General features: G+C 62.1%; 24 protein-coding genes. 7 read left to right on the top strand and 17 right to left on the bottom strand.

The genetic code is table 11. From position 1 onward, the window contains the following. Positions 1-10 precede the first annotated feature (10 nt). Positions 11-892 carry a TIGR02285 family protein gene (locus K3F44_RS00890; protein ID WP_401179469.1) on the top strand — a complete coding sequence of 294 codons (882 nt, stop codon included), beginning with the start codon at positions 11-13 and terminating at the stop codon, positions 890-892. A gap of 131 nt (positions 893-1,023) precedes the next feature. Here K3F44_RS00890 and K3F44_RS00885 read toward each other — a convergent pair whose 3' ends face one another. The 12 genes from K3F44_RS00885 to ffh all read right to left on the bottom strand — a co-directional run bounded on the left by K3F44_RS00885 (position 1,024) and on the right by ffh (position 11,369). Then, positions 1,024-1,308 (bottom strand): DUF3509 domain-containing protein, encoded by a 285-nt coding sequence (locus tag K3F44_RS00885; RefSeq protein ID WP_150571029.1) that lies wholly within the window; start codon positions 1,306-1,308, stop codon positions 1,024-1,026. Positions 1,309-1,383: 75 nt separating this feature from the next. Further along, on the bottom strand, positions 1,384-1,824 hold the full coding sequence (locus K3F44_RS00880) for a response regulator (protein WP_150571030.1): 441 nt from the start codon (positions 1,822-1,824) through the stop codon (positions 1,384-1,386). 728 nt (positions 1,825-2,552) lie between these two features. Further along, the gene (thrC, locus tag K3F44_RS00875) at positions 2,553-3,962 is read right to left on the bottom strand and encodes a threonine synthase (protein ID WP_101317111.1); all 1,410 of its coding nucleotides are present in this window, start codon (positions 3,960-3,962) and stop codon (positions 2,553-2,555) included. 54 nt (positions 3,963-4,016) lie between these two features. After that, positions 4,017-5,321 carry a homoserine dehydrogenase gene (locus tag K3F44_RS00870; RefSeq protein WP_101317109.1) on the bottom strand — a complete coding sequence of 435 codons (1,305 nt, stop codon included), beginning with the start codon at positions 5,319-5,321 and terminating at the stop codon, positions 4,017-4,019. Positions 5,322-5,403: 82 nt separating this feature from the next. Next, a complete protein-coding gene (locus tag K3F44_RS00865; protein WP_101317107.1) occupies positions 5,404-6,159 on the bottom strand; it encodes a thioredoxin fold domain-containing protein in 756 nt (251 codons plus the stop codon). Between the two features lie 154 nt (positions 6,160-6,313). Then, a complete protein-coding gene (gene xerD, locus K3F44_RS00860) occupies positions 6,314-7,210 on the bottom strand; it encodes a site-specific tyrosine recombinase XerD (RefSeq protein ID WP_101317105.1) in 897 nt (298 codons plus the stop codon). Positions 7,211-7,291: 81 nt separating this feature from the next. Further along, on the bottom strand, positions 7,292-7,702 hold the full coding sequence (locus K3F44_RS00855) for an acyl-CoA thioesterase (RefSeq protein WP_101317103.1): 411 nt from the start codon (positions 7,700-7,702) through the stop codon (positions 7,292-7,294). Positions 7,703-7,804: 102 nt separating this feature from the next. Further along, complete coding sequence (gene rplS, locus K3F44_RS00850; protein ID WP_023629812.1) at positions 7,805-8,155, bottom strand: 50S ribosomal protein L19; 351 nt, start codon at positions 8,153-8,155, stop codon at positions 7,805-7,807. A 42-nt stretch (positions 8,156-8,197) separates the two neighbouring features. After that, entirely contained in the window at positions 8,198-8,950 is a 753-nt protein-coding gene (trmD, locus tag K3F44_RS00845; protein WP_103436271.1) for a tRNA (guanosine(37)-N1)-methyltransferase TrmD, read from the bottom strand. A gap of 3 nt (positions 8,951-8,953) precedes the next feature. Beyond that, positions 8,954-9,490, bottom strand: coding sequence for a ribosome maturation factor RimM (gene rimM, locus K3F44_RS00840; RefSeq protein ID WP_101317099.1), 537 nt, complete (start codon positions 9,488-9,490; stop codon positions 8,954-8,956). Positions 9,491-9,495: 5 nt separating this feature from the next. Continuing rightward, on the bottom strand, positions 9,496-9,747 hold the full coding sequence (rpsP, locus tag K3F44_RS00835) for a 30S ribosomal protein S16 (RefSeq protein WP_101317097.1): 252 nt from the start codon (positions 9,745-9,747) through the stop codon (positions 9,496-9,498). 245 nt (positions 9,748-9,992) lie between these two features. Then, a complete protein-coding gene (gene ffh / locus K3F44_RS00830; RefSeq protein WP_101317095.1) occupies positions 9,993-11,369 on the bottom strand; it encodes a signal recognition particle protein in 1,377 nt (458 codons plus the stop codon). 252 nt (positions 11,370-11,621) lie between these two features. On the opposite strand from ffh, the gene K3F44_RS00825 reads away from it, so the two are divergent. The 3 genes from K3F44_RS00825 to K3F44_RS00815 all read left to right on the top strand — a co-directional run bounded on the left by K3F44_RS00825 (position 11,622) and on the right by K3F44_RS00815 (position 15,219). Continuing rightward, positions 11,622-12,431, top strand: a complete 810-nt coding sequence (locus tag K3F44_RS00825) for an inner membrane protein YpjD (RefSeq protein WP_101317093.1) — start codon at positions 11,622-11,624, stop codon at positions 12,429-12,431. A 9-nt stretch (positions 12,432-12,440) separates the two neighbouring features. Next, positions 12,441-13,658: a transporter associated domain-containing protein gene (locus tag K3F44_RS00820; protein WP_220633183.1), complete on the top strand. Its 1,218-nt coding sequence runs from the start codon at positions 12,441-12,443 to the stop codon at positions 13,656-13,658. 256 nt (positions 13,659-13,914) lie between these two features. Then, a complete protein-coding gene (locus K3F44_RS00815) occupies positions 13,915-15,219 on the top strand; it encodes an MFS transporter (RefSeq protein ID WP_181109152.1) in 1,305 nt (434 codons plus the stop codon). A 36-nt stretch (positions 15,220-15,255) separates the two neighbouring features. Here the strand turns inward: K3F44_RS00815 and purT are convergent, their stop codons facing one another. From purT to K3F44_RS00790, 5 genes are all read right to left on the bottom strand, one after another. Next, positions 15,256-16,437, bottom strand: coding sequence for a formate-dependent phosphoribosylglycinamide formyltransferase (gene purT / locus K3F44_RS00810; protein WP_101317087.1), 1,182 nt, complete (start codon positions 16,435-16,437; stop codon positions 15,256-15,258). 86 nt (positions 16,438-16,523) lie between these two features. Beyond that, the gene (locus tag K3F44_RS00805) at positions 16,524-16,991 is read right to left on the bottom strand and encodes a VUT family protein (protein ID WP_101317085.1); all 468 of its coding nucleotides are present in this window, start codon (positions 16,989-16,991) and stop codon (positions 16,524-16,526) included. A 58-nt stretch (positions 16,992-17,049) separates the two neighbouring features. Then, positions 17,050-17,247, bottom strand: a complete 198-nt coding sequence (locus tag K3F44_RS00800; protein WP_101317083.1) for a DUF1289 domain-containing protein — start codon at positions 17,245-17,247, stop codon at positions 17,050-17,052. A 1-nt stretch (position 17,248) separates the two neighbouring features. Then, entirely contained in the window at positions 17,249-17,773 is a 525-nt protein-coding gene (locus tag K3F44_RS00795) for a gamma carbonic anhydrase family protein (RefSeq protein WP_101317081.1), read from the bottom strand. Positions 17,774-17,816: 43 nt separating this feature from the next. Next, positions 17,817-18,416 carry a CoA pyrophosphatase gene (locus K3F44_RS00790; RefSeq protein ID WP_101317079.1) on the bottom strand — a complete coding sequence of 200 codons (600 nt, stop codon included), beginning with the start codon at positions 18,414-18,416 and terminating at the stop codon, positions 17,817-17,819. 132 nt (positions 18,417-18,548) lie between these two features. Between K3F44_RS00790 and K3F44_RS00785 the strand changes: the two genes are divergently transcribed. The 3 genes from K3F44_RS00785 (at position 18,549) to K3F44_RS00775 (ending at position 21,535) form a co-directional block, all read left to right on the top strand. After that, positions 18,549-19,103: an NUDIX hydrolase gene (locus K3F44_RS00785; protein ID WP_101317077.1), complete on the top strand. Its 555-nt coding sequence runs from the start codon at positions 18,549-18,551 to the stop codon at positions 19,101-19,103. A gap of 19 nt (positions 19,104-19,122) precedes the next feature. After that, positions 19,123-19,701, top strand: coding sequence for a murein L,D-transpeptidase family protein (locus K3F44_RS00780; protein WP_188035500.1), 579 nt, complete (start codon positions 19,123-19,125; stop codon positions 19,699-19,701). 151 nt (positions 19,702-19,852) lie between these two features. After that, positions 19,853-21,535, top strand: coding sequence for a ShlB/FhaC/HecB family hemolysin secretion/activation protein (locus K3F44_RS00775; protein ID WP_188035499.1), 1,683 nt, complete (start codon positions 19,853-19,855; stop codon positions 21,533-21,535). Positions 21,536-21,553 lie beyond the last annotated feature (18 nt).

Here is a 21,553-nt window from a genome sequence, read left to right as displayed (position 1 = left end):
CGCCGCCGTGGTGTTCAGGCTCAAGTTACGCTGGCTGCTGACGCTTGCAGTTAGCTGCGCGCTGCTGCCCGGCGTAGCCACGGCCAAGGAAAAGCTGCTGTGGCTGATCCGCGATCTGCCGCCCTTCACGATCTTTGAAGGGCCTGAACAAGGCCAAGGCGTGCTCGACCGCATGCTGCCGCTGCTGATCGCGCAGATGCCCGAGTACGAGCACAGCATCGTCCGGGTCAACCGCGCCCGCGGTATCCAGATGCTGCAAGAGCCCTCCTTCACCTGCGACCCTACCCTGCTGTGGACCCCGGAGCGGGCCAAGTACGCTTATTTCTCCAGCCCGACCATGGCCACGTTGAGCAGCGGCCTGTTGGTGCGCAACGAGGACCAGGCGCTGATCGAACCTTACCTGCAAGGCGGCAGCGTCGACCTCAAACGCCTACTGACCCAGAGCACGTTGAAGCTCGGGATTGTTGCCGAGCGCAGTTACAGCGCCTCGGTCGATAAGTTGCTCAGGCAACTGCCCGACAGCGCTTTCAACCGTCACTACGGCACCGAAGCGACCGCCAGCTTGCTGCAGATGCAGCAGTTGGGCCGTTTGCAGCTGGTGCTGGGTTACTGGCCAGAGTTGCGCTACCTGCTCAATCAGCAAGGCGCGGATACGCACAGCTACCGTTTTTATCCGATCCAGAGCGTGCAGCCCTACCAGCTAATGCATGTCGCCTGCTCCGACACACCGCTCGGGCGTGAGGCGATCGGCCATATCGACAAACTGTTGCCGGCGCTGCGCCGTGACACATTGCCGGATCTGTATGCCCGCTGGCTAGATCCAGAGCAGCGCGAAGCGTATATGCAGCGGGCCGCAGAGCTGGCCGACGATCAGGCCTACGCCACGCCCTGAGCCAGAAAAAAGAAACCCCGGTCGCTGGGGAAGACGACCGGGGTCAAGCGAAAGTCATCTGGACTTTCCGTGGCAGCTCAACGTCACCGGAGCAAAGCGCCGCTGGGCTGCCATTAGCAAATAAGACGCAATCAGCTGGCAAAGGTTCCGTGAATCGGCTGACGCTGCTGCAGCGCAGCGATCACACAAGGCTGCAGGCGTCCTTCGGCAATCTGCACATCCCGATGCAGGCCATCGACCAGATCTATCAGCAGGCTCTGTTCCTGCAATTGTCGCGAGGTGACAGCCCGTTGCAGGGTGACATTGCCTTGAGGGTCACGCAGAACCAATTGACGATTACCATCGGCATCGGCCGCGGCAAGGTGAGCTTGGTAAGGGGTCAGAGCATCATTGAGCAGTCTGCAAATTCTTTCCATCCGGCGCACTCACTTGTTTTTTGGCTATATGGGTACTGACCCTTGGCGGCCGCAGAAAGTTCGTTACTGCGGGACTCAGTGAGCATGCGCGCGCATCATGACAGTTTGAAAATCGCTCACAGCAGGCTTATGGCGGCTGCCACCCACTCGCTGCAGCGTTCGTTGCAGTGCTGGCATCGACAAAGGCCAGGCCAGTTCGTTGACCACCCACAAGCCTTTTTGGCGGGCCTGCTGGGCGATATCAAGATGCGCGGGACGGGGCTGACCGATCAACAGCAACGCCGTAGATGGGCAGGTCAAGCTCAGGTGCTGCAGCAACGCCTTGCCGTCGGCACTGGGCATGGCGTGATCGATGATCAGCAGATCAGGTGCACGCCGGCGAGCCAGCAAGGTTGTGGCGATGATCAGGTTGTCGGCGATGCGCACATTGAATATGCCCTGAGCATTGCAAGCCTGATGCAGGCTGATCTGCTGGGCGGGACGAGTGTGATAGATGACGACGTTGAGCCGGTACATAGGGCGCTCCTGAGCGCCGCGCGCCCGGGTTGAAGTAGCGCCAACTGTAGAAAGGGTCAAGTGCGAGGGATATAGGAAAAGGCTGAAAGTGCGAACAGGCCAATCCGTGAATGGGGTCTGCTTCGCAGACCTTCGCGGGTGAACCCGCTCCCACAGGATGCGATGCTCTCAGCAGACCCTTGGTTCGACGCTCCAGCAACCTCGCTTCCATACTGCACACCACTCCTGGCAACGCGAACTCTGTGGGAGCGGATTCACCCGCGAAGCGGTCCCGCTGTTAATCTGCGCCAGCGCAGCGAGGCGTGCTTTTGATCTTGATCTGCTTTTGATGTTGATCCACCGGCGACTCAGGAGGCCGAGCGCAGGTCTTGCGAAGGGAGGTGACGGCCATGGATGGCCGGCAAGCGCTGCGGGCCAGGATGGCCCGTACAGCGCGGTCCTCCCGGGAGCAAGACCGGAGCGAGGGAACCCCGCAGCGCAGCGCAGGGGCCGGATGTGGAGCCAAGCCCTTTTTGGGTTACTTTTTTGGGGCGTTTGCCAAAAAAGTGACTCGCCGTAAGGTCGAAAGGGGCCCGCATAACCACCATCGGAAAACGGATAAGCCCACAGCAATGGTGAACGAACCGGAGATCGCCGGGGCCGCTGCGCGACCCAATCGCGACACGAGACCGCTCCTACAGAAATCGCACTAGGCAAACCAGATGTAGAAGCGTCCCCCAGCTACCCCATCACAATGGCTTACCGCGATTGCCATGCTGGCTAACAAACCCCTGCACCACTTTCAGGTCATTGGCCAACACCGTACACCGCTCTTCCCGCTCAAACAGGTCAGTCAGGTGCGCCGGCAATTCCAACGCCTTGCCCACCCCAGCCTTCTCCACCGCCTCGGGGAACTTGACCGGATGCGCCGTCCCCAACACCACCATCGGCGTATCCAGACTGCGCCGGCACTCACGTGCCGCATGCACGCCAATCGCCGTATGCGGATCAAGCACCTCACCCGTGCTGGCAAACACCTCGGCAATCGTCGTGCAGGTCTGCTCGTCACTGACCGCCAGCGAATCGAACAGCTTGCGCGCCTCGGTCCAGCGGTCTTGCTCGACGCTGAAACCACCACCCTGCTTGAAGTTGGCCATCAACTCGGCAATCGCCGCACCGTTGCGCCCGTGCAGGTCGAACAGCAGCCGCTCGAAGTTGGACGAAACCATGATGTCCATCGACGGCGAGAGGGTCGCGTGCAGGGTTTCCTTGACGTACTGATTGCCGCTCATGAAGCGGTGCAGGATGTCGTTACGGTTGGTCGCGACGATCAGCTGGCTGATCGGCAGGCCCATGTTGCGCGCCAGGTAACCGGCGAAGATGTCGCCGAAGTTGCCGGTCGGCACCGAGAACGCCACAGAACGCGCCGGCCCGCCCAACTGCAGGGCGGCGTGGAAGTAGTAGACGATCTGGGCCATGATCCGCGCCCAGTTGATCGAGTTGACTGCCACCAGGCGCGTGCCTTTGAGGAACGACTGGTCGGCGAAGCTGGCCTTGACCATCTCCTGGCAATCGTCGAAGTTGCCTTCGATGGCGATGTTGTGGATGTTTTCGCCAAAGATGGTGGTCATCTGCCGGCGCTGCACTTCCGATACGCGCTGATGCGGGTGCAGGATGAAGATGTCGACGTTGTCGCAACGGCGGCAGCCTTCGATAGCTGCCGAGCCGGTGTCGCCGCTGGTAGCACCGACGATCACCACGCGCTCGTTGCGCTTGGCCAATACGTGATCGAGCAGGCGGCCGAGCAGTTGCAGGGCAAAGTCCTTGAACGCCAGGGTCGGGCCGTGGAACAGCTCCAGTACCCATTCATTGGAGCCAAGCTGACGCAGCGGCGCCACTGCCGCATGGGCGAAGGCGCCGTAGGTTTCTTCGAGGATCTTCTTGAAGTCGGCGTCGGCAATGCTGCCGGCCACGAACGGGCGCATCACCCGGAAGGCCAGCTCGTGGTACGGCAGGCCGGCCCACGAGGCGATTTCTTCCTGGGTAAAACGCGGCAGGTTCTCCGGCACATACAGGCCGCCATCACTGGCGAGACCGGCAAGCAGGACGTCTTCGAAGTTCAGGGCCGGTGCCTGGCCGCGAGTGCTGATATAGCGCATGGTGCAAACCTTCAATGCTGGGGCCCGGGCCGCAGACGCGGCCCGACGGCGAAATTAGTTGAGCTGCTCGACGCGGATGCGCACGACCTTGCCGACTACATCCTGCAGGCTCTCCAGAGCCAGGATCGCGTCGTTGATGTGCTCCTCGACCACGCGATGAGTGACCAGGATCATCGGCACCAGGCCGTCCTGCTCCTCGGCTTCCTTCTGCATGATCGATTCGATGTTGATCCCGCGCTCGGAGAGGATGCTCGCGACCTGAGCCAGCACACCGGGGTGATCCTTGGCCTGGATGCGCAGGTAGTAGGCGCTCTGGCAGGCTTCGATCGGCAGGATCGGGTGGGCCGACAGCGAATCCGGCTGGAAGGCCAGGTGCGGCACGCGGTTTTCCGGGTCGCAGGTCATCGCCCGTACCACGTCGACAAGGTCGGCGATCACCGACGAAGCAGTCGGCTCCATGCCGGCGCCAGCGCCGTAGTACAGCGTGGAACCCGCGGCATCGCCATTGACCATGACGGCGTTCATCACGCCATTGACGTTGGCGATCAGGCGGTCGCTCGGGATCAGCGTCGGGTGCACGCGCAGCTCGATACCGGCCTCGGTGCTACGAGCCACGCCCAGGTGCTTGATGCGATAGCCCAGTGCTTCGGCATAGTTGACGTCAGCAGTGGTCAGCTGAGTGATGCCTTCGGTGTAGGCCTTGTCGAACTGCAGCGGGATACCAAAGGCAATCGAGGCCAGGATGGTCAGCTTGTGCGCTGCATCGATGCCTTCGACGTCGAAGGTCGGATCGGCTTCGGCGTAACCCAACGCCTGCGCTTCGGCCAGCACATCGGGGAACGCCCGGCCTTTTTCGCGCATTTCGGTGAGGATGAAGTTACCGGTGCCGTTGATGATCCCGGCCAGCCAGTTGATGCGGTTGGCCGAAAGCCCTTCGCGGATCGCCTTGATCACCGGAATACCACCGGCAACGGCGGCTTCGAAAGCAACGATAACGCCCTTCTCGCGCGCCTTGGCAAAGATCTCGTTGCCATGCACGGCGATCAGCGCCTTGTTCGCGGTAACCACATGTTTGCCGTTTTCGATGGCCTTGAGGACCAGGTCACGGGCAATGGTGTAGCCGCCGATCAGTTCGATGACGACGTCGATTTCCGGGTTGCTGGCAACCTCGAACACGTCAGCGGTAATGGGGGTACCGGTAATCTGACAGTTCGGGTTCTGCGAGCGCATGGCAATCTGAGCAACTTCAATACCGCGCCCGGCACGACGGGCAATCTCCTCGGCGTTGCGTTGAAGTACATTGAAGGTACCGCCACCGACGGTCCCCAACCCACAGATGCCTACTTTGACCGGTTTCACTGTGAACTCCCCATAGAACGGCCGGCACTCGGCCGACCGTGAAAACTACCGCCGCCGCATGGCGACGGCGCACTGAATTGGATTACTTGCTGCCGGCAGCCAGGGCCAGCTTGGCCACTTGCGGGGCTGGCTGGTAACCAGGAATCACCTGCCCGCTTTCGAGCACGATGGCTGGCGTACCGTTGACACCGATCGACTGGCCCAACTGGAACTGTTTGCCCACCGGGTTGACGCACTTGGCCGCTTTGACGTCCTTGCCATCGGCCATCTTGTCCATCGCCGCGCGGCGGTCGCTGGAGCACCAGACGGCCTGCAACTGCTCGTCACCGGTCGAACCCAGGCCCTGGCGCGGGAAGGCGACATAGCGCACTTCGATACCGCGACGGTTGAGCTCGGGTACTTCGGCGTGCAGCTTGTGGCAGTACGGGCAGGTGGTGTCGGTGAACACGGTGATATGCGACTTGGTCTCGCCCTTGGCAGGATAAACCACCATCTCGGCAGCTGGAATGCCGTTGATGAGCTTGGCGATACCCTGGCGCTCGGTCTTCTCGGTCAGGTTGACCGGCTTGCCGTCGGCGATCTGGAACAGATAACCCTGCATGACGAACTGGCCGTCGGCGCTGGCGTAGAGCACGCGGCCGCCCTGCAGCTTGACTTCATAGAGGCCATTGAGCGGGCTGCTGGCGACGCTCTCGATCGGCACTTCCAGTTCGAGGGTCTGCAGGCTCTTGCGGATTGCCTGCTCGGCGGCGCCATTGTTGGTTTCGCTGGTTGCAGCCACAGCAAAGGTACTGGCCAGCGCCAAGGCGGCGGCGGCAATGATACGGGTCACGCGCATGGGGTACTCCTGAAGACGGACCGGGCCGAAGACGTCACCTGCGGGTAAAAAACCGCGGCGACCGTGCGGCCCTTGGTGCAAACCGCCCAAGCCTACCACATCAGGCTGTGCTGAATGAGCCCTCAGCGACCGCTCGGCGCAACATGAATTTGCTTCATCCACGCGGATGGTGCTGTGCGTGCAGCTGCTGCAGCCGAGCCTTGGCTACATGGGTGTAGATCTGCGTGGTCGACAGGTCACTGTGGCCCAGCAGCATCTGCACCACGCGCAGGTCTGCACCGTGATTGAGCAGGTGTGTGGCAAAGGCATGACGCAGGGTGTGCGGCGACAGGGCCTTGTCGATTCCGGCAACCTTGGCCTGGTGCTTGATCCGGTGCCAGAAGGTCTGTCGGGTCATCTGCTCGCCGCGCAGGCTGGGGAACAGCACGTCGCTGGGGCGCTCGTTGAGCAGCTCAGGGCGGCCATGACGCACATAGCGCTCCAGCCACAGCACAGCTTCCTCACCCATTGGCACCAGCCGTTCCTTGCTACCCTTGCCCATTACCCGCACCACGCCCTGGCGCAGATTGACCTGATCAAGGGTCAGACTGATCAGTTCGGTAACGCGCAAACCACAGGCATACAACACCTCGAGCATGGCCCGATCACGCTGACCAATAGCCTCGCTGAGATCCGGCGCCTGCAGCAACGCCTCGACGTCAGCCTCCGACAGCGACTTGGGCAGTGGCTTGCCCAGTTGCGGCATGTCGATCTGCAGGGTGGGATCGACGGCGATCAGCTTCTCCCGCAGCAGGTAGCGAAAGAAGCCACGCAGGCCGGAGATGAAACGCGCCGTCGAGCGCGGCTTGTAACCCTGATCGAGGCGCCAGGCCAGGTGATCGAGAATCAACGTGCGACCAGCATCTGGCAGGGCAACGCCATGCTCCTGCAGCCAGCCGTTGAACAGCGCAAGGTCACTGCGGTAGGACACGCGGGTGTTGTCGGACAGGCCTTTCTCAAGCCATAGCGCATCGAGAAACTGGTCAATCAAAGGGTGGTCAAGGGCGGGCATGCACAGTCGCTATCCAGGGAAGATGGGCTGAGTGTTTCACAGCCACCGACACGCTGTCATCGGCGCTCGGCGCTGCAGCCGTCAGAACCCGGCCAGCACCGGCACCGGGCGTTTGTCCTCGTCGATGGCGACAAAGCTGAAGACCCCATGAATGGCGCGCTCGCGGCCATCCAAATACATGTTCTCGACGAACACATCGACCTGCACCTGCAAGCTGGTATTGCCCACCTTGATCACAGTGCCGACCAGCTCGACGATGGTTCCGGCCGGGATCGGGTGTTTGAAGTCGATGCGATCGGTCGACACGGTCACCAACGGCAAGCGGCAAAAGCGCGTTGCGGCGATGAACGACACTTCATCCATCCAGGCCAGCGCGGTGCCGCCAAACAAGGTGTTGTGGTGGTTGGTGGTGTTGGGGAACACCGCCTTGGTCACGCGGGTTACCGACAGTTCGGTGCGGCGCTGGATTTCCTGCTCGCGGGTATTGGTCATGGTTATGTCACATCACTAAGGCAAGGTTGCAGAAAGCAAAAAAGCAGCCCGAAGGCTGCTTTTTTTCTCGCATGGCGGCCGCAGCCGCCAGGCAAACTGTACTCAGGACAGTTTTTCTTTGATGCGAGCGGCTTTGCCGGACAGGTCACGCAGGTAGTACAGCTTGGCTTTACGCACGTCACCACGACGTTTCACGGCCAGGCTGTCGATCTGCGGGCTGTAGGTCTGGAAGGTACGCTCAACGCCAACGCCGCTGGAGATCTTGCGCACGGTGAAGGCGCTGTTCAGACCGCGGTTACGCTTGGCGATAACAACGCCTTCGAATGCCTGCAGACGGGAACGATCACCTTCCTTCACTTTAACCTGGACGACAATGGTGTCGCCTGGTGCGAAGGTAGGGATTTCCTTGCTCATCTGCTCTGCTTCGAGCTGCTGGATGATTTTGTTAGTCATGCTGTGCTCCTAAGGTGGAAAACGTGATCCACCATCGATACGTTAACTATCGTTCCGCTCGCGGAGGTATTCCTCGAGCAGCTTTTTCTCTTCTCCAGAAAGTGAGCGACTTTCCAGAAGATCGGCGCGACGTTCGAAGGTCCTACCAAGGGACTGCTTCATCCGCCATCGCCGGATATGTGCATGGTTGCCACTTAGCAACACGTCGGGTACACGCTGATCCGCATACACCTCAGGTCGGGTGTAGTGCGGGCAATCCAGCAAGCCATCGGTGAAGGAATCTTCCTCCGCCGAGCCTACATGCCCTAAAGCTCCGGGCAGCAGCCGCGTAACCGCATCGATCAGTACCATGGCCGGCAGCTCGCCACCGGAAAGTACATAGTCACCAATCGACCACTCTTCATCGACATGAGCCTCAATAAAGCGCTCGTCAATGCCTTCGTATCGGCCGGCGATCAGGATCAAAGATTCCTGTTCGGCCAAGCCTTGAACCGCCTGCTGATCCAGCTTGCGGCCCTGTGGCGAGAGGTAGATCACCTTCGCCGTTGCTCCGGTCGCTTGCCTGGCGCTAGCCAGTGCATCTTCCAGAGGCTTGATCTTCATCACCATCCCCGGACCACCGCCAAACGGCCGATCATCCACCGTATGGTGACGATCTGTGGTGTAGTCCCGCGGATTCCAGCAAGTGACTTGCAACAAGCCCTGCTTCACCGCGCGGCTGGTAATGCCGTACTCAGTAATGGCCGAGAACATCTCGGGGAACAACGTGATGACTTCTACGCGAAGGTTACCCATCAGTTAGAAATCCGCGTCCCATTCGACCCGCATCACGCCGGCTTCAAGGTCGACTGCAAGCACGCATTGCGCCGTATAGGGCAACAGACGCTCACGGTCATCCAGGCTGCCTGCACAAGGCTTGACCACCATTACATCGTTCGCGCCGGTCTCCAACAGATGATCAACCGTGCCGAACAGATGCTCGTCCTGGTTGATGACTTTCAGACCTTGCAACTGGTACCAGTAGTACTCGTCGTCAGTCAGGTTGGGCAAAAGGCTTCGCGAGATGCAAATCTCGTAACCGCTCAGAAGACGTGCTTCGTCACGATCGTCGAGGCCCTTGAGCTTGGCGACCAGCTCCTTTTTATTGGAACGACCACTGACCAGCTCGACCTGCTTGACCGTCCCTTCGCGCCGAAGCGTCCAGTTCTGGTAATCCAACAGGTTTTCAATCGGATCGGTAAAGGAATAAACCTTCACCTCGCCGCGAACGCCGTGTACCGAAAAAATCTTGCCAACGACGATGAGGTCGTCAGCCTTTTCTGGCGTCGCGTTCATACTGTTCAGGCAGCAGCCTTGGCAGCTTCCTTCAGCAGCTGAGCAACACGCTCAGACGGCTGTGCGCCAACGCTCAACCAGTGAGCAACGCGGTCTTGTTTAACGGACAGACGAACTTCCTGACCACGAGCGACTGGGTTGAAGAAGCCAACCTGTTCGATGTGGGAGCCGTCACGCGGGTTACGCGAGTCGGTTACGGTCAGTTGGTAGAACGGGCGCTTTTTGGAGCCGCCACGGGCAAGACGAATGGTAAGCATTGAACATCGTTCCTGTAGTCGGTGCTGCAAATCATGATGCACAGCGGGCACACGGGTGCCCGAAAGGCCGCATATTCTCAAGGAATATCCGGACATTTGCAAATGCCTTTTTTCACCGGGTTGTTCACCCTGAAAAAAGACCCGCCTGCCGATCTGCGATAAAGCTGCCTCTCGCAAGGCAGCGGTGTCCCCGCCGAAGCGGGATCCCGGCCAGCCGCGCCTTCGCGCCACTGGCCTGAGTAGGGTTACATCTTGGGCATGCCGCCACCTGGCATCATGCCGCCAAGGCCGCGCATCATCTTCGACATGCCGCCCTTGGTGGAAAATTTCTTCATCATCTTCTGCATTTGCTTGTGCTGCTTGATCAACCGGCCGACGTCCTGCACCTGAGTGCCGGAGCCGAGGGCGATGCGGCGCTTGCGCGAACCGCTGATCAAATCGGGATCGCGGCGCTCGGCCGGGGTCATCGAGTTGATCATCGCTTCCATCTGCTTGAACTGCTTCTCGGCCGCGCCCTGGGCATTGCCCATCTGCGACAGGTTGACCCCGCCGATGCTCGGCAGCTTGTCCATCAAGCCGCCGAGGCCGCCCATGTTCTTCATCTGTTGCAGCTGGTCGCGGAAGTCTTCGAGGTCGAAGCCCTTGCCCTTCTTCAGCTTCTTGGCCAGCTTGTCGGCCTTGGCCTTGTCGATGGTCTGCTCGGCCTGCTCGATCAGGCTGAGCACGTCGCCCATGCCGAGGATGCGCGAGGCGATACGGTCAGGGTGGAACGGCTCGAGCGCGTCGCTCTTCTCGCCCATACCGATGAACTTGATCGGCTTGCCGGTGATCGAGCGTACCGACAGCGCGGCACCGCCACGGGCGTCACCGTCGACTTTGGTCAGCACTACGCCGGTCAGCGGCAGCGCATCACCAAACGCCTTGGCGGTATTGGCGGCATCCTGACCGGTCATGGCGTCGACCACGAACAGGGTCTCGACCGGCTTGACCGCAGCGTGCAGCGCCTTGATCTCGTCCATCATGTCGCTGTCGATGTGCAGACGACCGGCGGTGTCGAGGATGACCACGTCGATGAACTTGAGCTTGGCCTCGCGGATCGCCGCTTCAGCGATTGCCACAGGCTTCTGGCTGATGTCGGACGGGAAGAAGGTCACGCCGACTTCGCCTGCCAGGGTCTCCAGCTGTTTGATCGCCGCCGGACGATAGACGTCGGCAGACACCACCATTACCGACTTCTTCTTGCGCTCTTTAAGGAAGCGCGCCAGCTTGCCGGCGGTGGTGGTCTTGCCCGCACCCTGCAGGCCGGCCATCAGCACCACGGCGGGCGGGGCGGCGTTCAGGGCAAGGTCTTCGTTGGCTGCGCCCATCAGGCTTTCGAGTTCGGCCTGGACGATCTTCACGAACGCCTGGCCCGGGCTCAGGCTGCGCGACACCTCGGTGCCGATTGCGCGTTCCTTGATGCTGTTGACGAAATCCTTGACCACCGGCAGCGCAACGTCGGCTTCGAGCAACGCCATGCGCACTTCGCGCAGCGTGTCCTTGATGTTGTCTTCGGTCAGCTTGGCCTTGCCGGTGACATGGCGCAGCGTCTGTGACAGGCGGTCGGTCAGGTTTTCGAACATGGTGATCCTTTCAGGCTTGGCAAAGCCGCGATTTGTCAGGCGCCCCGGCGGTAATCGACACGCACGGGGAACAGCAAGCCGGCGATTATAGCGGAGACTTGACGCCGCGCACACCATGTACAGGACCATCGGCCCAATCATCCGCAGCGCGAGGCCTGCGCTGGATCAACGGCAGAGCCGTGCTTCGGCCTTCCTTGGCACCCGCGTTCTATGCCAAACTCGCGATCTTCCCGGGCTTGCCTATCAGGACTTATGCTCTCTTCACCCAGCCTCATCCCCAATCTGCTCGCCGCCGGCCTTTATATTGCCGCTGCGATCTACCACAGCATGCGCCTGGCCCAGGGCACGCGTGCCGACAAGCGCCTGCTCGGTCTGCTCGGCACGATCGCGGTCATCGCCCAGGCCGGCGCGCTGTTCTTCCAGTTGATCACCCCGTTGGGGCTGAGCCTGGACTTCTTCAGTGCCTCGAGCCTGATCGCCGTCGCAGTGATCGCCCTGACCCTGCTGGCGTGCCTGCGCATTCCGGTGGAGAACCTGCTGGTCCTGCTGTTCCCGCTCGGCGCGATCACCGCCTTGCTGGCGCAGTTCGCCCCCGCAGGTACAGTGCCGCTGATCAACGAAGAACCGGGCATCCTTGCCCATATCCTGCTGTCGATCCTGGCATACGGGCTGTTCACCATCGCCGTGTTCCAGGCGCTGCTGCTGTTGCTGCAGGACTACCAGCTCAAGCACAAGCACCCGTCCGGGCTGATCCGCAACTTCCCGCCGCTGCAAACCATGGAAAGCCTGCTGTTCGGCTTCCTCTGGGCCGGCTGGGCACTGCTGTCGCTGTCACTGATCTCGGGCTGGCTGTTCCTCGACAACCTGTTTGCCCAGCACCTGGTGCACAAGACCTTGCTCGCCTGCGTGGCGTGGGTGGTGTTCAGCGTGCTGCTGTGGGGCCGCACCCGCCTGGGCTGGCGCGGGCACAAGGCGATCCGCTGGACCCTGGCCGGTTTCTGCCTGCTGATGCTGGCCTATTTCGGCAGCAAGCTGGTACGCGAATTCATCCTGCATATCTGACGGTGGTCCATGGATAGTCTGCCGCTGTTCGTCCAGTTGCATGCGCCACTGCTGGGTTGCCTGGCCCTGGCGCTGCTGTGGGCGGCATTGTTCACTGCGGTCGATAGCGCCCGCCAACAACTCAACGCGCAACCACGTGGCACAGAGCCTGCCGCACCTGCCTTGCCGGCTCAGGCGTTGGTGTTCGGCGCCAGCCTGGGCAAGCTACTGGTGTTTGGCCTGGGCTGCCTGTTGGGTCAGCGCTACAGCGGCGAGCACGGCTTCTGGCTGGGCGGTCTGATGGCTGCGGTCTTGGTGCTGGTACTGGCCGAATACCTGCCGCGGCGAATGGTACGGCGTAATCCGGAAGCGTTCGTCAGCCTTGGCGCCAACCTGCTGAAGTTGCCGCTGACTCTGCTGCAACCGCTGGCGTGCCTGCTCGACGGCATCGCCAAGCTCATCCTGCGCCCGTTCCGCCCGGCGCCGACTGCGGTTGCGCTGCACCCACAGAATAACGACGATGACGATCAGGACGAGTTCGAAGCCCAGCGCCACGGCATGCTCGATGGTTTGCGTTCACTTGACGAGATCACCGTCAACGACATTCTGGTGCCACGCAACGAAGTCGATGGGATCAATCTCGACGACCCTATCGAACGCATCATCGAACAACTGATCGTCAGCCGGCATACCCGCCTGCCGGTGTTTCACAACGACATCAACCAGGTCGAGGCAATCCTCAACACCAAGCTGATCAGCCATCTGCTGCCACACGCCGAGCTGACCCTGGAGGCGATTGCCGCCGCCTGCTATGAGCCCTACTTCGTACCCGAAAGCACGCCACTGCAGATGCAGCTGCTGAACTTTCACAAGCAGCAACGGCGCCTTGGCGTGGTGGTCGATGAATACGGCGAAGTGCTGGGCATCGTCACTCTGGAAGACATCCTCGAAGAAATCGTCGGCGAGTTCGAGGACGAGCAAAGCCCGCAGAACCCGCACATTCATCCGCAGGCCGACGGCCGCTTCGTCATCGAAGGCGCCGCCTCGCTGCGCGAGGTCAACCGCAGCCTGGGCTGGCATTTGCCCTGTGACGGCGGGCCGAAGACCCTCAACGGGTTGGTCACCGAGGCACTGGAAAGCATCCCGGCCAGTGCCGTGTGCCTGAAGATTGGCCGCTACCGGCTGGAAATCCTTGAAACCGAAGACAATTGTGCGAGCAAGGTACTGGTCTGGACCGTGACCCGCTAGCTATACTCGTGTCACGCTTACCCAGCCCTGCCGTCGCGCCCGCTATCCGCATTTGGCGCCACACGGCCAGTCCGCTCCACTGATGTACCCCGCGCGCCTGCCTCACCATCCTGAACAGTGCCCGCTCCCCTCGCCTACCCCCAGGGCTTTGATCAGTCGAGCGACCCACAACCATTCGCTCCAGCGCCTGTGCGCGCGCAGCTGCCTGTCTGACCTGCGCCGGCCATGGAGCTTCGACTGTCAGGGATCTACACAGATGACCACCAGCAGCACCTATTCCGATTCGACCCCGGCAGCACCGGTCAACTCGCCAGCGAGGGTGGCTACCGCCAGCTTTATCGGCACCGCGATCGAGTTCTACGACTTCTATGTCTACGCCACCGCCGCCGCGCTGGTGATCGGCCCGGTGTTCTTCCCGTCCGGCTCGGGCACCGCGCAGATGCTCGCGGCGTTTCTGACTTTCGGCATCGCCTTCATGGCGCGGCCGTTGGGTTCCGCCCTGTTCGGCCATTTTGGCGACCGGATCGGCCGTAAATCGACTCTGGTTGCCTCGCTGCTGCTGATGGGCGTGTCGACCACGCTGATCGGTGTGCTGCCGGGCTACGACAGCATTGGTGTGTGGGCACCGATCATCCTGTGCATCCTGCGCTTTGGCCAAGGCCTGGGCCTGGGTGGCGAATGGGGCGGCGCAGCACTGCTGGCCACAGAGAACGCCCCGCCAGGCAAGCGCGCCTGGTTCGGCATGTTCCCGCAACTTGGCCCGTCGATTGGTTTTCTGGCGGCCAACGGGCTGTTCCTCGGCCTCGCTCTGGGCCTGAGTGACGAGCAGTTCCGCGCATGGGGCTGGCGCATCCCATTCCTGCTCAGCGCCGCACTGGTGCTGGTCGGTCTGTATGTGCGCCTCAAGCTTGAAGAGAGCCCGGTGTTCGCCAAGGCCATTGCCGACAATCAGCGGGTGAAGATGCCGGTAGTGGATCTCTTTGCCAAACACTGGCGGCCAACCCTGCTCGGCGCCGCGGCCATGGTCGTGTGCTATGCGCTGTTCTACATCTCGACGGTATTCTCGCTCAGCTATGGCGTGAGCACCCTTGGCTACAGCCGCGAGACTTTCCTCGGCCTGCTGTGCTTTGCGGTGGTGTTCATGGCCCTGGCCACGCCGCTGTCGGCCTGGCTCAGCGACCGCTACGGGCGCAAACCGGTGCTGATCGTCGGCGCACTGCTGGCAATTGCGTCGGGCTTTACCATGGAGCCACTGCTGACCTCAGGCTCGACCGCGGGCGTGGCGCTGTTTCTGGCGATCGAACTGTTCTTGATGGGCGTGACCTTCGCGCCGATGGGCGCGTTGCTGCCCGAGCTGTTCCCGACTCAGGTGCGTTATACCGGCGCGTCGGCGGCGTATAACCTGGGCGGTATTGTCGGCGCCTCGGCGGCACCGTTCTTTGCCCAGAAGCTGGTGAGCATGGGCGGTTTGAGCTGGGTTGGCGGGTATGTGTCGGCGGCAGCGCTGATCAGCCTGCTGGCTGTGCTGTGCCTGAAGGAGACGCGCAACGCGCACCTCTGATGGAAGTTGGGGCTGCAAGGCAGCCCCATTGCTGAATCAGAACTCGACCTTGACCGCCTGCGCTGAACGGGTCGCCTTGGCCCGTGCGGCCTCGATCGACTCGTCACGCGCCAGGCACACGCCCATGCGGCGCTGGCCGTCGATTTCGGGCTTGCCGAACAGGCGGATCGCCGTGTCAGGCTCGCTCAGGGCAGCGCCAAGGTTGGCGAAGCTGGTCTGCTGCGACTTGCCTTGCGGCAGGATCACCGCCGACGCCGACGGACCAAACTGACGCACCAGTGGAATCGGCAGGCCGAGGATCGCCCGTGCGTGCAGGGCAAACTGCGACAGGTCTTGGGAAATCAAGGTGACCAGGCCGGTATCGTGCGGGCGCGGCGAGACTTCGCTGAACCACACCTGATCGCCTTTGACGAACAGCTCGACGCCAAACAGGCCACGCCCGCCGAGGGCATCGGTGACTGCCTGGGCGACGCGCTGCGACTCGGCCAAAGCCTTGGCGCTCATCGCCTGTGGCTGCCAAGACTCTTGATAATCACCCTTCTCCTGACGATGGCCGACCGGCGCAAGGAAGGTGGTACCACCGACGTGGCGCACGGTCAGCAGGGTGATCTCGTATTCAAAGTCGATAAAGCCTTCGACGATTACCCGACCTTTGCCGGCGCGGCCGCCTTCCTGGGCGTAGTCCCAGGCCTGTTGCAGGTCATCGGCGCTGCGCAGCAGGCTCTGGCCCTTGCCCGACGAACTCATCACCGGCTTGACCACGCACGGGTAGCCGAGGTCATTGACGGCGCTGGCGTAGTCTTCGAAGGTGTCGGCGAAGTGGTACGGCGAGGTCGGCAGGTCCAGCTCTTCGGCGGCCAGGCGACGAATGCCTTCGCGGTTCATGGTCAGCTGAGTCGCGCGTGCGGTTGGCACCACGTTGAAGCCTTCGTTTTCCAGCTCGACCAGAGTCGCGGTGGCGATGGCTTCGATTTCAGGGACGATGTAATGCGGTTTTTCTGCCTCGATCACTGCCCGCAGCGCAACCCCATCAAGCATGTTGATGACGTGGCTGCGGTGCGCGACCTGCATGGCCGGCGCGTTGGCGTAGCGGTCGACGGCGATCACTTCGACGCCCAGGCGCTGCAGCTCGATCACCACTTCTTTGCCCAGCTCGCCGCAGCCGCACAGCAGTACACGGGTCGCGGTCGGCGACAGTGGAGTTCCGATACGGGTCATTTCAGGTCCTCGTGGGCGTGCGGGGCGGCGTCAGGCTGAGCGCTACCCGCTGAAAAAGGACCGGTATTCTACAACAGGCGCGGCGCTCAGCGCAGCAGCGCTGCCTTGCGTGCGCGCCAGGTCATCGCCAACCACACGGCGCTGACGCCGGCAAACTTGGAGGCCATGGCGGTGCCGACCACAAGCGGCGTCAACGCGCCGATCATGCCGAAGAAGATAAAGGTGTCCACCGGAATGCTCAGCGCCGAACTCAGCCACAGGCGATCGCGCAGCGGCCGCTTGGTGATGCTGAACACCAGCCAGTCGATCAGTTCGGAGACAAAGAACGCGGTGGCGCTGGCCAGGGCGATGGCCGGTTCCGAGGTGATGTACGACAGCACCAGCGCGGCCAGCATCGCCACCAGCGCGCCGTGGCCAAAGCGGGTTTGCACCATGTCACGCAGAATGAACACCAGCCCGCCCCAGGCGGACCAGATCACGTCCAGATGCGGAGCGCTGGAAAACGCGTAGTTGATCAGCACTACGCTGCTGATATAGGCGAGCAGATAGAACATGGTGAGCGACCTTCGGGCAAGCCGCACAGATTACTTGATTTTCAAGTCAACGCCAGCCTCACAGGCCAACAATCATCCCGGACGCCAGCGCCCGCTCATGGCACAGCCTGAGTACCTGCCGACGTTCGTCGTTATCCATCCGCCCCCAGCGGCTGATCTCGGCCACGCTGCGCTGGCAACCGGTGCAGATATCCTGCTCATCCAGCGCGCAGATGTTCACGCAGGGCGAGCTGACCGGACGTTCGACTTCGCTCATGTCAGTCTTCCTGCACAGCGAGGTCGCGGGCATAGCGCTCGGCGTTGTGCACGTAGTGAGCGGCGCTGGCTTCGAGCATGCTTTTCTGCGCATCGGTCAGCTCGCGCACGACCTTGCCCGGCGAGCCCATCACCAACGAGCCGTCAGGGATTTCCTTGCCTTCTGCAATCAGCGCATTGGCGCCGATGATGCAGTGTTTGCCGATACGCGCGCCGTTGAGCACCACCGCGTTGATGCCGATCAGGCTGTGGTCGCCAACCGTGCAGCCATGCAGCATGGCGTTGTGGCCAATGGTCACGCCCTTGCCGATGGTCAGCGGCGAGCCCATGTCGGTGTGCATTACGGTGCCGTCCTGGACATTACTGCCCTCGCCGATGTCGATCAGCTCGTTGTCGCCGCGCAGCACCGCGCCAAACCACACGCTGGCCCCGGCCTGCAGGCGGACCTTGCCGATCAGCGTGGCGGTCGGTGCCGTCCAGCTGGTGGGATGGGTCTCTACGTGCATGTCACCCAGGCGGTACTTCATGGTTGGCTCCTCACGGTCGGCGGCTTGGTGGGGTCGACCCCACTCAGATATTGATGAAACGCTCAGGCGGCTGATGCAGGCTGATACCTGCGTCATACAACAGGTTGACCAGTTCGACGATCATGATCGCCGACAAACCCCAGATCTTGTAGCCCTCATAGCGATAGCTGGGCACATACCAACTGCGGCCTTGATAATCGATGCGGTGGGTGTGGTCGCGCGGGTCCTGACGGAAGAACTCCAGCGGCACGCTGAACACCGCGGCAATCTCGGCGTCGTTGGGCCGGTATTCGACGTAGTCAGGGATCAAACCGACGAACGGCGTCACCTTCAGGCCATGCAGCGAAATCAGCGGGCTGAGCGGCCCGATCACTTCCACCAGGCCCGGCGGCAGGCCGATCTCTTCATGGGCTTCGCGCAGCGCGGTGAACACCAGATCCGGATCTTCCGGGTCACGCCGTCCACCGGGAAACGCCACTTCGCCGCCATGGGTCGACAGGCCCTTGGCCCGCAGGGTCAAGACCAGCTCGGGCTCATCGCTGCGGGTGATGGGCAGCAGCACCGCCGCTTCCGGAAAACGACGGTCACCCGCCATGGCCGCGGGGGTATGGTTGCTCATTCGGCGCAACAGCTCGTCCAGCATACGCACTCTCGATTGCAAGGCCTGCCGTGCATGATGCACCAAAAGCTGCGGGCCACCCAAGCCCTGGCCGACGGGCACTTGCTGGCGGGCGGCAAGGCGCGCCAAGATAGGCGCATATAAAGGGAGCAAAGCATGAATTTCTGCAGTGCGTGCGGCAAGCCGGTCATCCAGCGCATCCCCGACGGCGACAGCCGCCTGCGCTACGTCTGCGACCATTGCCAGACCATCCATTACCAAAACCCCAACATCGTCGCCGGGGTGCTACCGACCCATGGCAGCCAGGTGCTGCTGTGCCGCCGCGCTATCGAGCCGCGCCGCGGCTTCTGGACTCTGCCCGCAGGCTTCATGGAGAACGGCGAGACCATCGATCAGGCCGCTCGTCGCGAAACCGTCGAAGAAGCCTGCGCCAGGGTCGGCGAAATGAGGCTGTATCAGCTGTTCGACCTGCCGCATATCAATCAGGTGCACCTGTTCTTCCGCGCCGAACTGGCCGATCTGGACTATGCCGTCGGCGTCGAAAGCCTGGAGGTGCGTTTGTTCGAGGAGCATGAGATCCCGTGGGACCATCTGGCTTTTCGCACAGTCGCACGCACACTAGAATGCTATTATCGCGACCGCATCGAGCAGCACTTCCCCATAGGCCATGAATACGTGGCGCCGATGACCGTTGCGCCGCCCATTACCTAGTCTGCAGGGATACCGTTTCATGCGTTGGTTGCTAGCCCTTATCTGCTGTGGTGTCGCTTCGGTGTCGCAAGCGGCGTTTACCGAAGTCATCATTCGCAAGCCCCAGGGCCAGGTGCAAACCCAGGCGCCCGCGCAGCAGCAGCAGCAGCAGCAGCAGCAGCAGACCCAGCAGCCACTGATCGACAAGGTGCTGGTGCTCAAGTCCGAACGCCGCCTGCAACTGATCAGCCGCGGCGAGCCGCTCAAGACCTACCGCATCTCACTGGGCAAGCAGCCCAAGGGCGCCAAGGAGCGCGAAGGCGACAAACGCACCCCGGAAGGTTTCTACTGGCTCGATTGGCGCAAGGCCAGCGACCGCTACAACCTGGCCATGCACATCTCCTACCCAAACATCACCGACGCCGCCAAAGCCCGCCGCGCAGGCGTATCCGCCGGCAGCATGATCATGATCCACGGTACGCCGCTGGATGAGGAATACCCGGAGTGGTATTTCCATACCCTGGACTGGACCGAGGGCTGTATCGCCATGCGCAATGCCGATATGCGCGAGGTATGGAGCATGGTCAAGGATGGCACCATGATCGAGATCCGGCCCTGAAGCGGCCGGCTCCTGACAAGAAATCTCCTACACAATTAGCACACTTGTCTGACGCTCCGGTCGGCAAGGTACGGCATATTTTCCAATAGCCAACTTCTTAAAATTTCCGCAAAGAAGCACGCAAACCGTGCCCTAGTTGCGGAAGTTCACAATGCCTACTTGCCTGCCCCGTGTAGGTCGACTAATCCTTTGCGCCCTCTTGCTGGGCCTTTTTGGCACAGTAGAGGCGCTCGCCAGCGACCCCGCCAGCCAGCAGATACGTGATCAACAACGCGCGCTGCAGCAAATCGAGCAGCACCAGCGTTTGCAGCAGTGGCAGCGCCGGGGGCGGGTCGACAGCACTGTCGAGTCGACCACGTCAGCCCCGCCTGATCAACAGTGCTGGGCGATCTCCGGTGTGCGCATCACCGGCAACAAACAGATCTCCAGCGCCGACCTTGAACAACACCTGCGGCCGCTGCTGCCATCCTGCACGGGCGTGGCCGATCTCAATCGCCTACTCAAGGCCATCACCGAACTCTATGTACGCGCCGGTTATCCGGCCAGTCGACCGTACCTGGCCCGGCAACCGGCGACTGGCAAGCCACTCGAGGTGGTCATCATCGAAGGCTTTGTCGAGTCGATCAGGCTTGCCGATCCCGACCTGCCATTGTCGTTACGCGGCGCCTTTCCCAATCTGCTGGGCCGGCCGTTGTACTTGCCTGATCTGGAGCAAGGCCTCGACCAACTCAATCGGCTGCGCGCCTACGACCTGACTGCCGCGCTGCTGCCGGGCACCCTGCAGGGCGGCACCCAGATACTCATCGAGCCGCGCGCAGTGGGTTCGCGCTGGCACCTGGACAGCCGCCTGGACAACCGCGGCAGCCCCCTTACCGGTCGCCACAGGTTGAGCCTCGGCCTCGGCGTCGACAGCCCGCTGCAGGTCAACGACGACCTGCGCCTGACCCTCAACGCCGCCGTATTCGACGCACCGGGGCAGAGCCAGGGCGCCAGCCTGTATTACAGCGTGCCCTACGGCCCGTGGACGTTCGCCGTCAACGCCAGCCAGCTGAGCTACCGAGCGCCGATCCCGGATACCCGTTACACCAGCAACGGCACTAGCCGCTTCCAGGGCGTGAGCGCCGAGCGCGTGCTCTGGCGCGGTCAGCACGGCATGCTCAGCGCCAGCGCGCGGCTTGACCACAAGCAACTGCAGAACCGCCTCGACGACAGCCTGCTGCAACTACAGAGCCCGACCCTGACCACGCTGGACGCCGGGGTCAATCTGCTGTGGCTGGAGGCAGGCCTGTGGCACGGCTACCTCGGCATTGCCCGCGGCTTGGCCTGGTTTGGCGCAGACCCACCGGCTAGCGCAGCCGCGCATCCACAAGCGCAGTTTCTCAAGTACCGGGCAAATCTGCTGCATGTGCGTCAGGGGCCAGCGCAAAGCCCCTGGCGCTGGCAGAGCGAACTCAATCTGCAGTACAGCCGCGATGTGCTGCCGGCCATCGAACAGTTGCTGCTCAGCGACGACTCGGCGGTACGCGGTTTTCGCGCCTACAGCGTCGCCGGCGCCAGCGGCGCGGTCTGGCGCAACAGCGTTAGCCAACCCTTGGCCATACCCCTGCCCTTCAACTTGCAGCTACGCCCACAACTCAGCCTAGACCTGGGTTGGGCCCGCCTCACCAGCGACAGCCCCTGGCAACGACTGGCCGGCGCCGCCGCTGGCGTCGAGGTCAGCCTGCCGGGCAGCCGTTTGCGCCTCGACTATCAATTTCCGCTGTACGCCAGTGACCGTTCTCGACAGGCCCTCGAGCCGGGATTCTGGGTGCTGGATTGGAGCCTGTCCCTGTGATTCACCCACCACCACGAG

The sequence above is a fragment of the Pseudomonas sp. S07E 245 genome (assembly GCF_019599025.1).
Taxonomy (GTDB): domain Bacteria; phylum Pseudomonadota; class Gammaproteobacteria; order Pseudomonadales; family Pseudomonadaceae; genus Aquipseudomonas; species Aquipseudomonas shirazensis.
The sequence above is the reverse complement of the archived record's forward strand: the minus strand, read 5'-3'. Positions and strand labels throughout refer to the sequence as shown.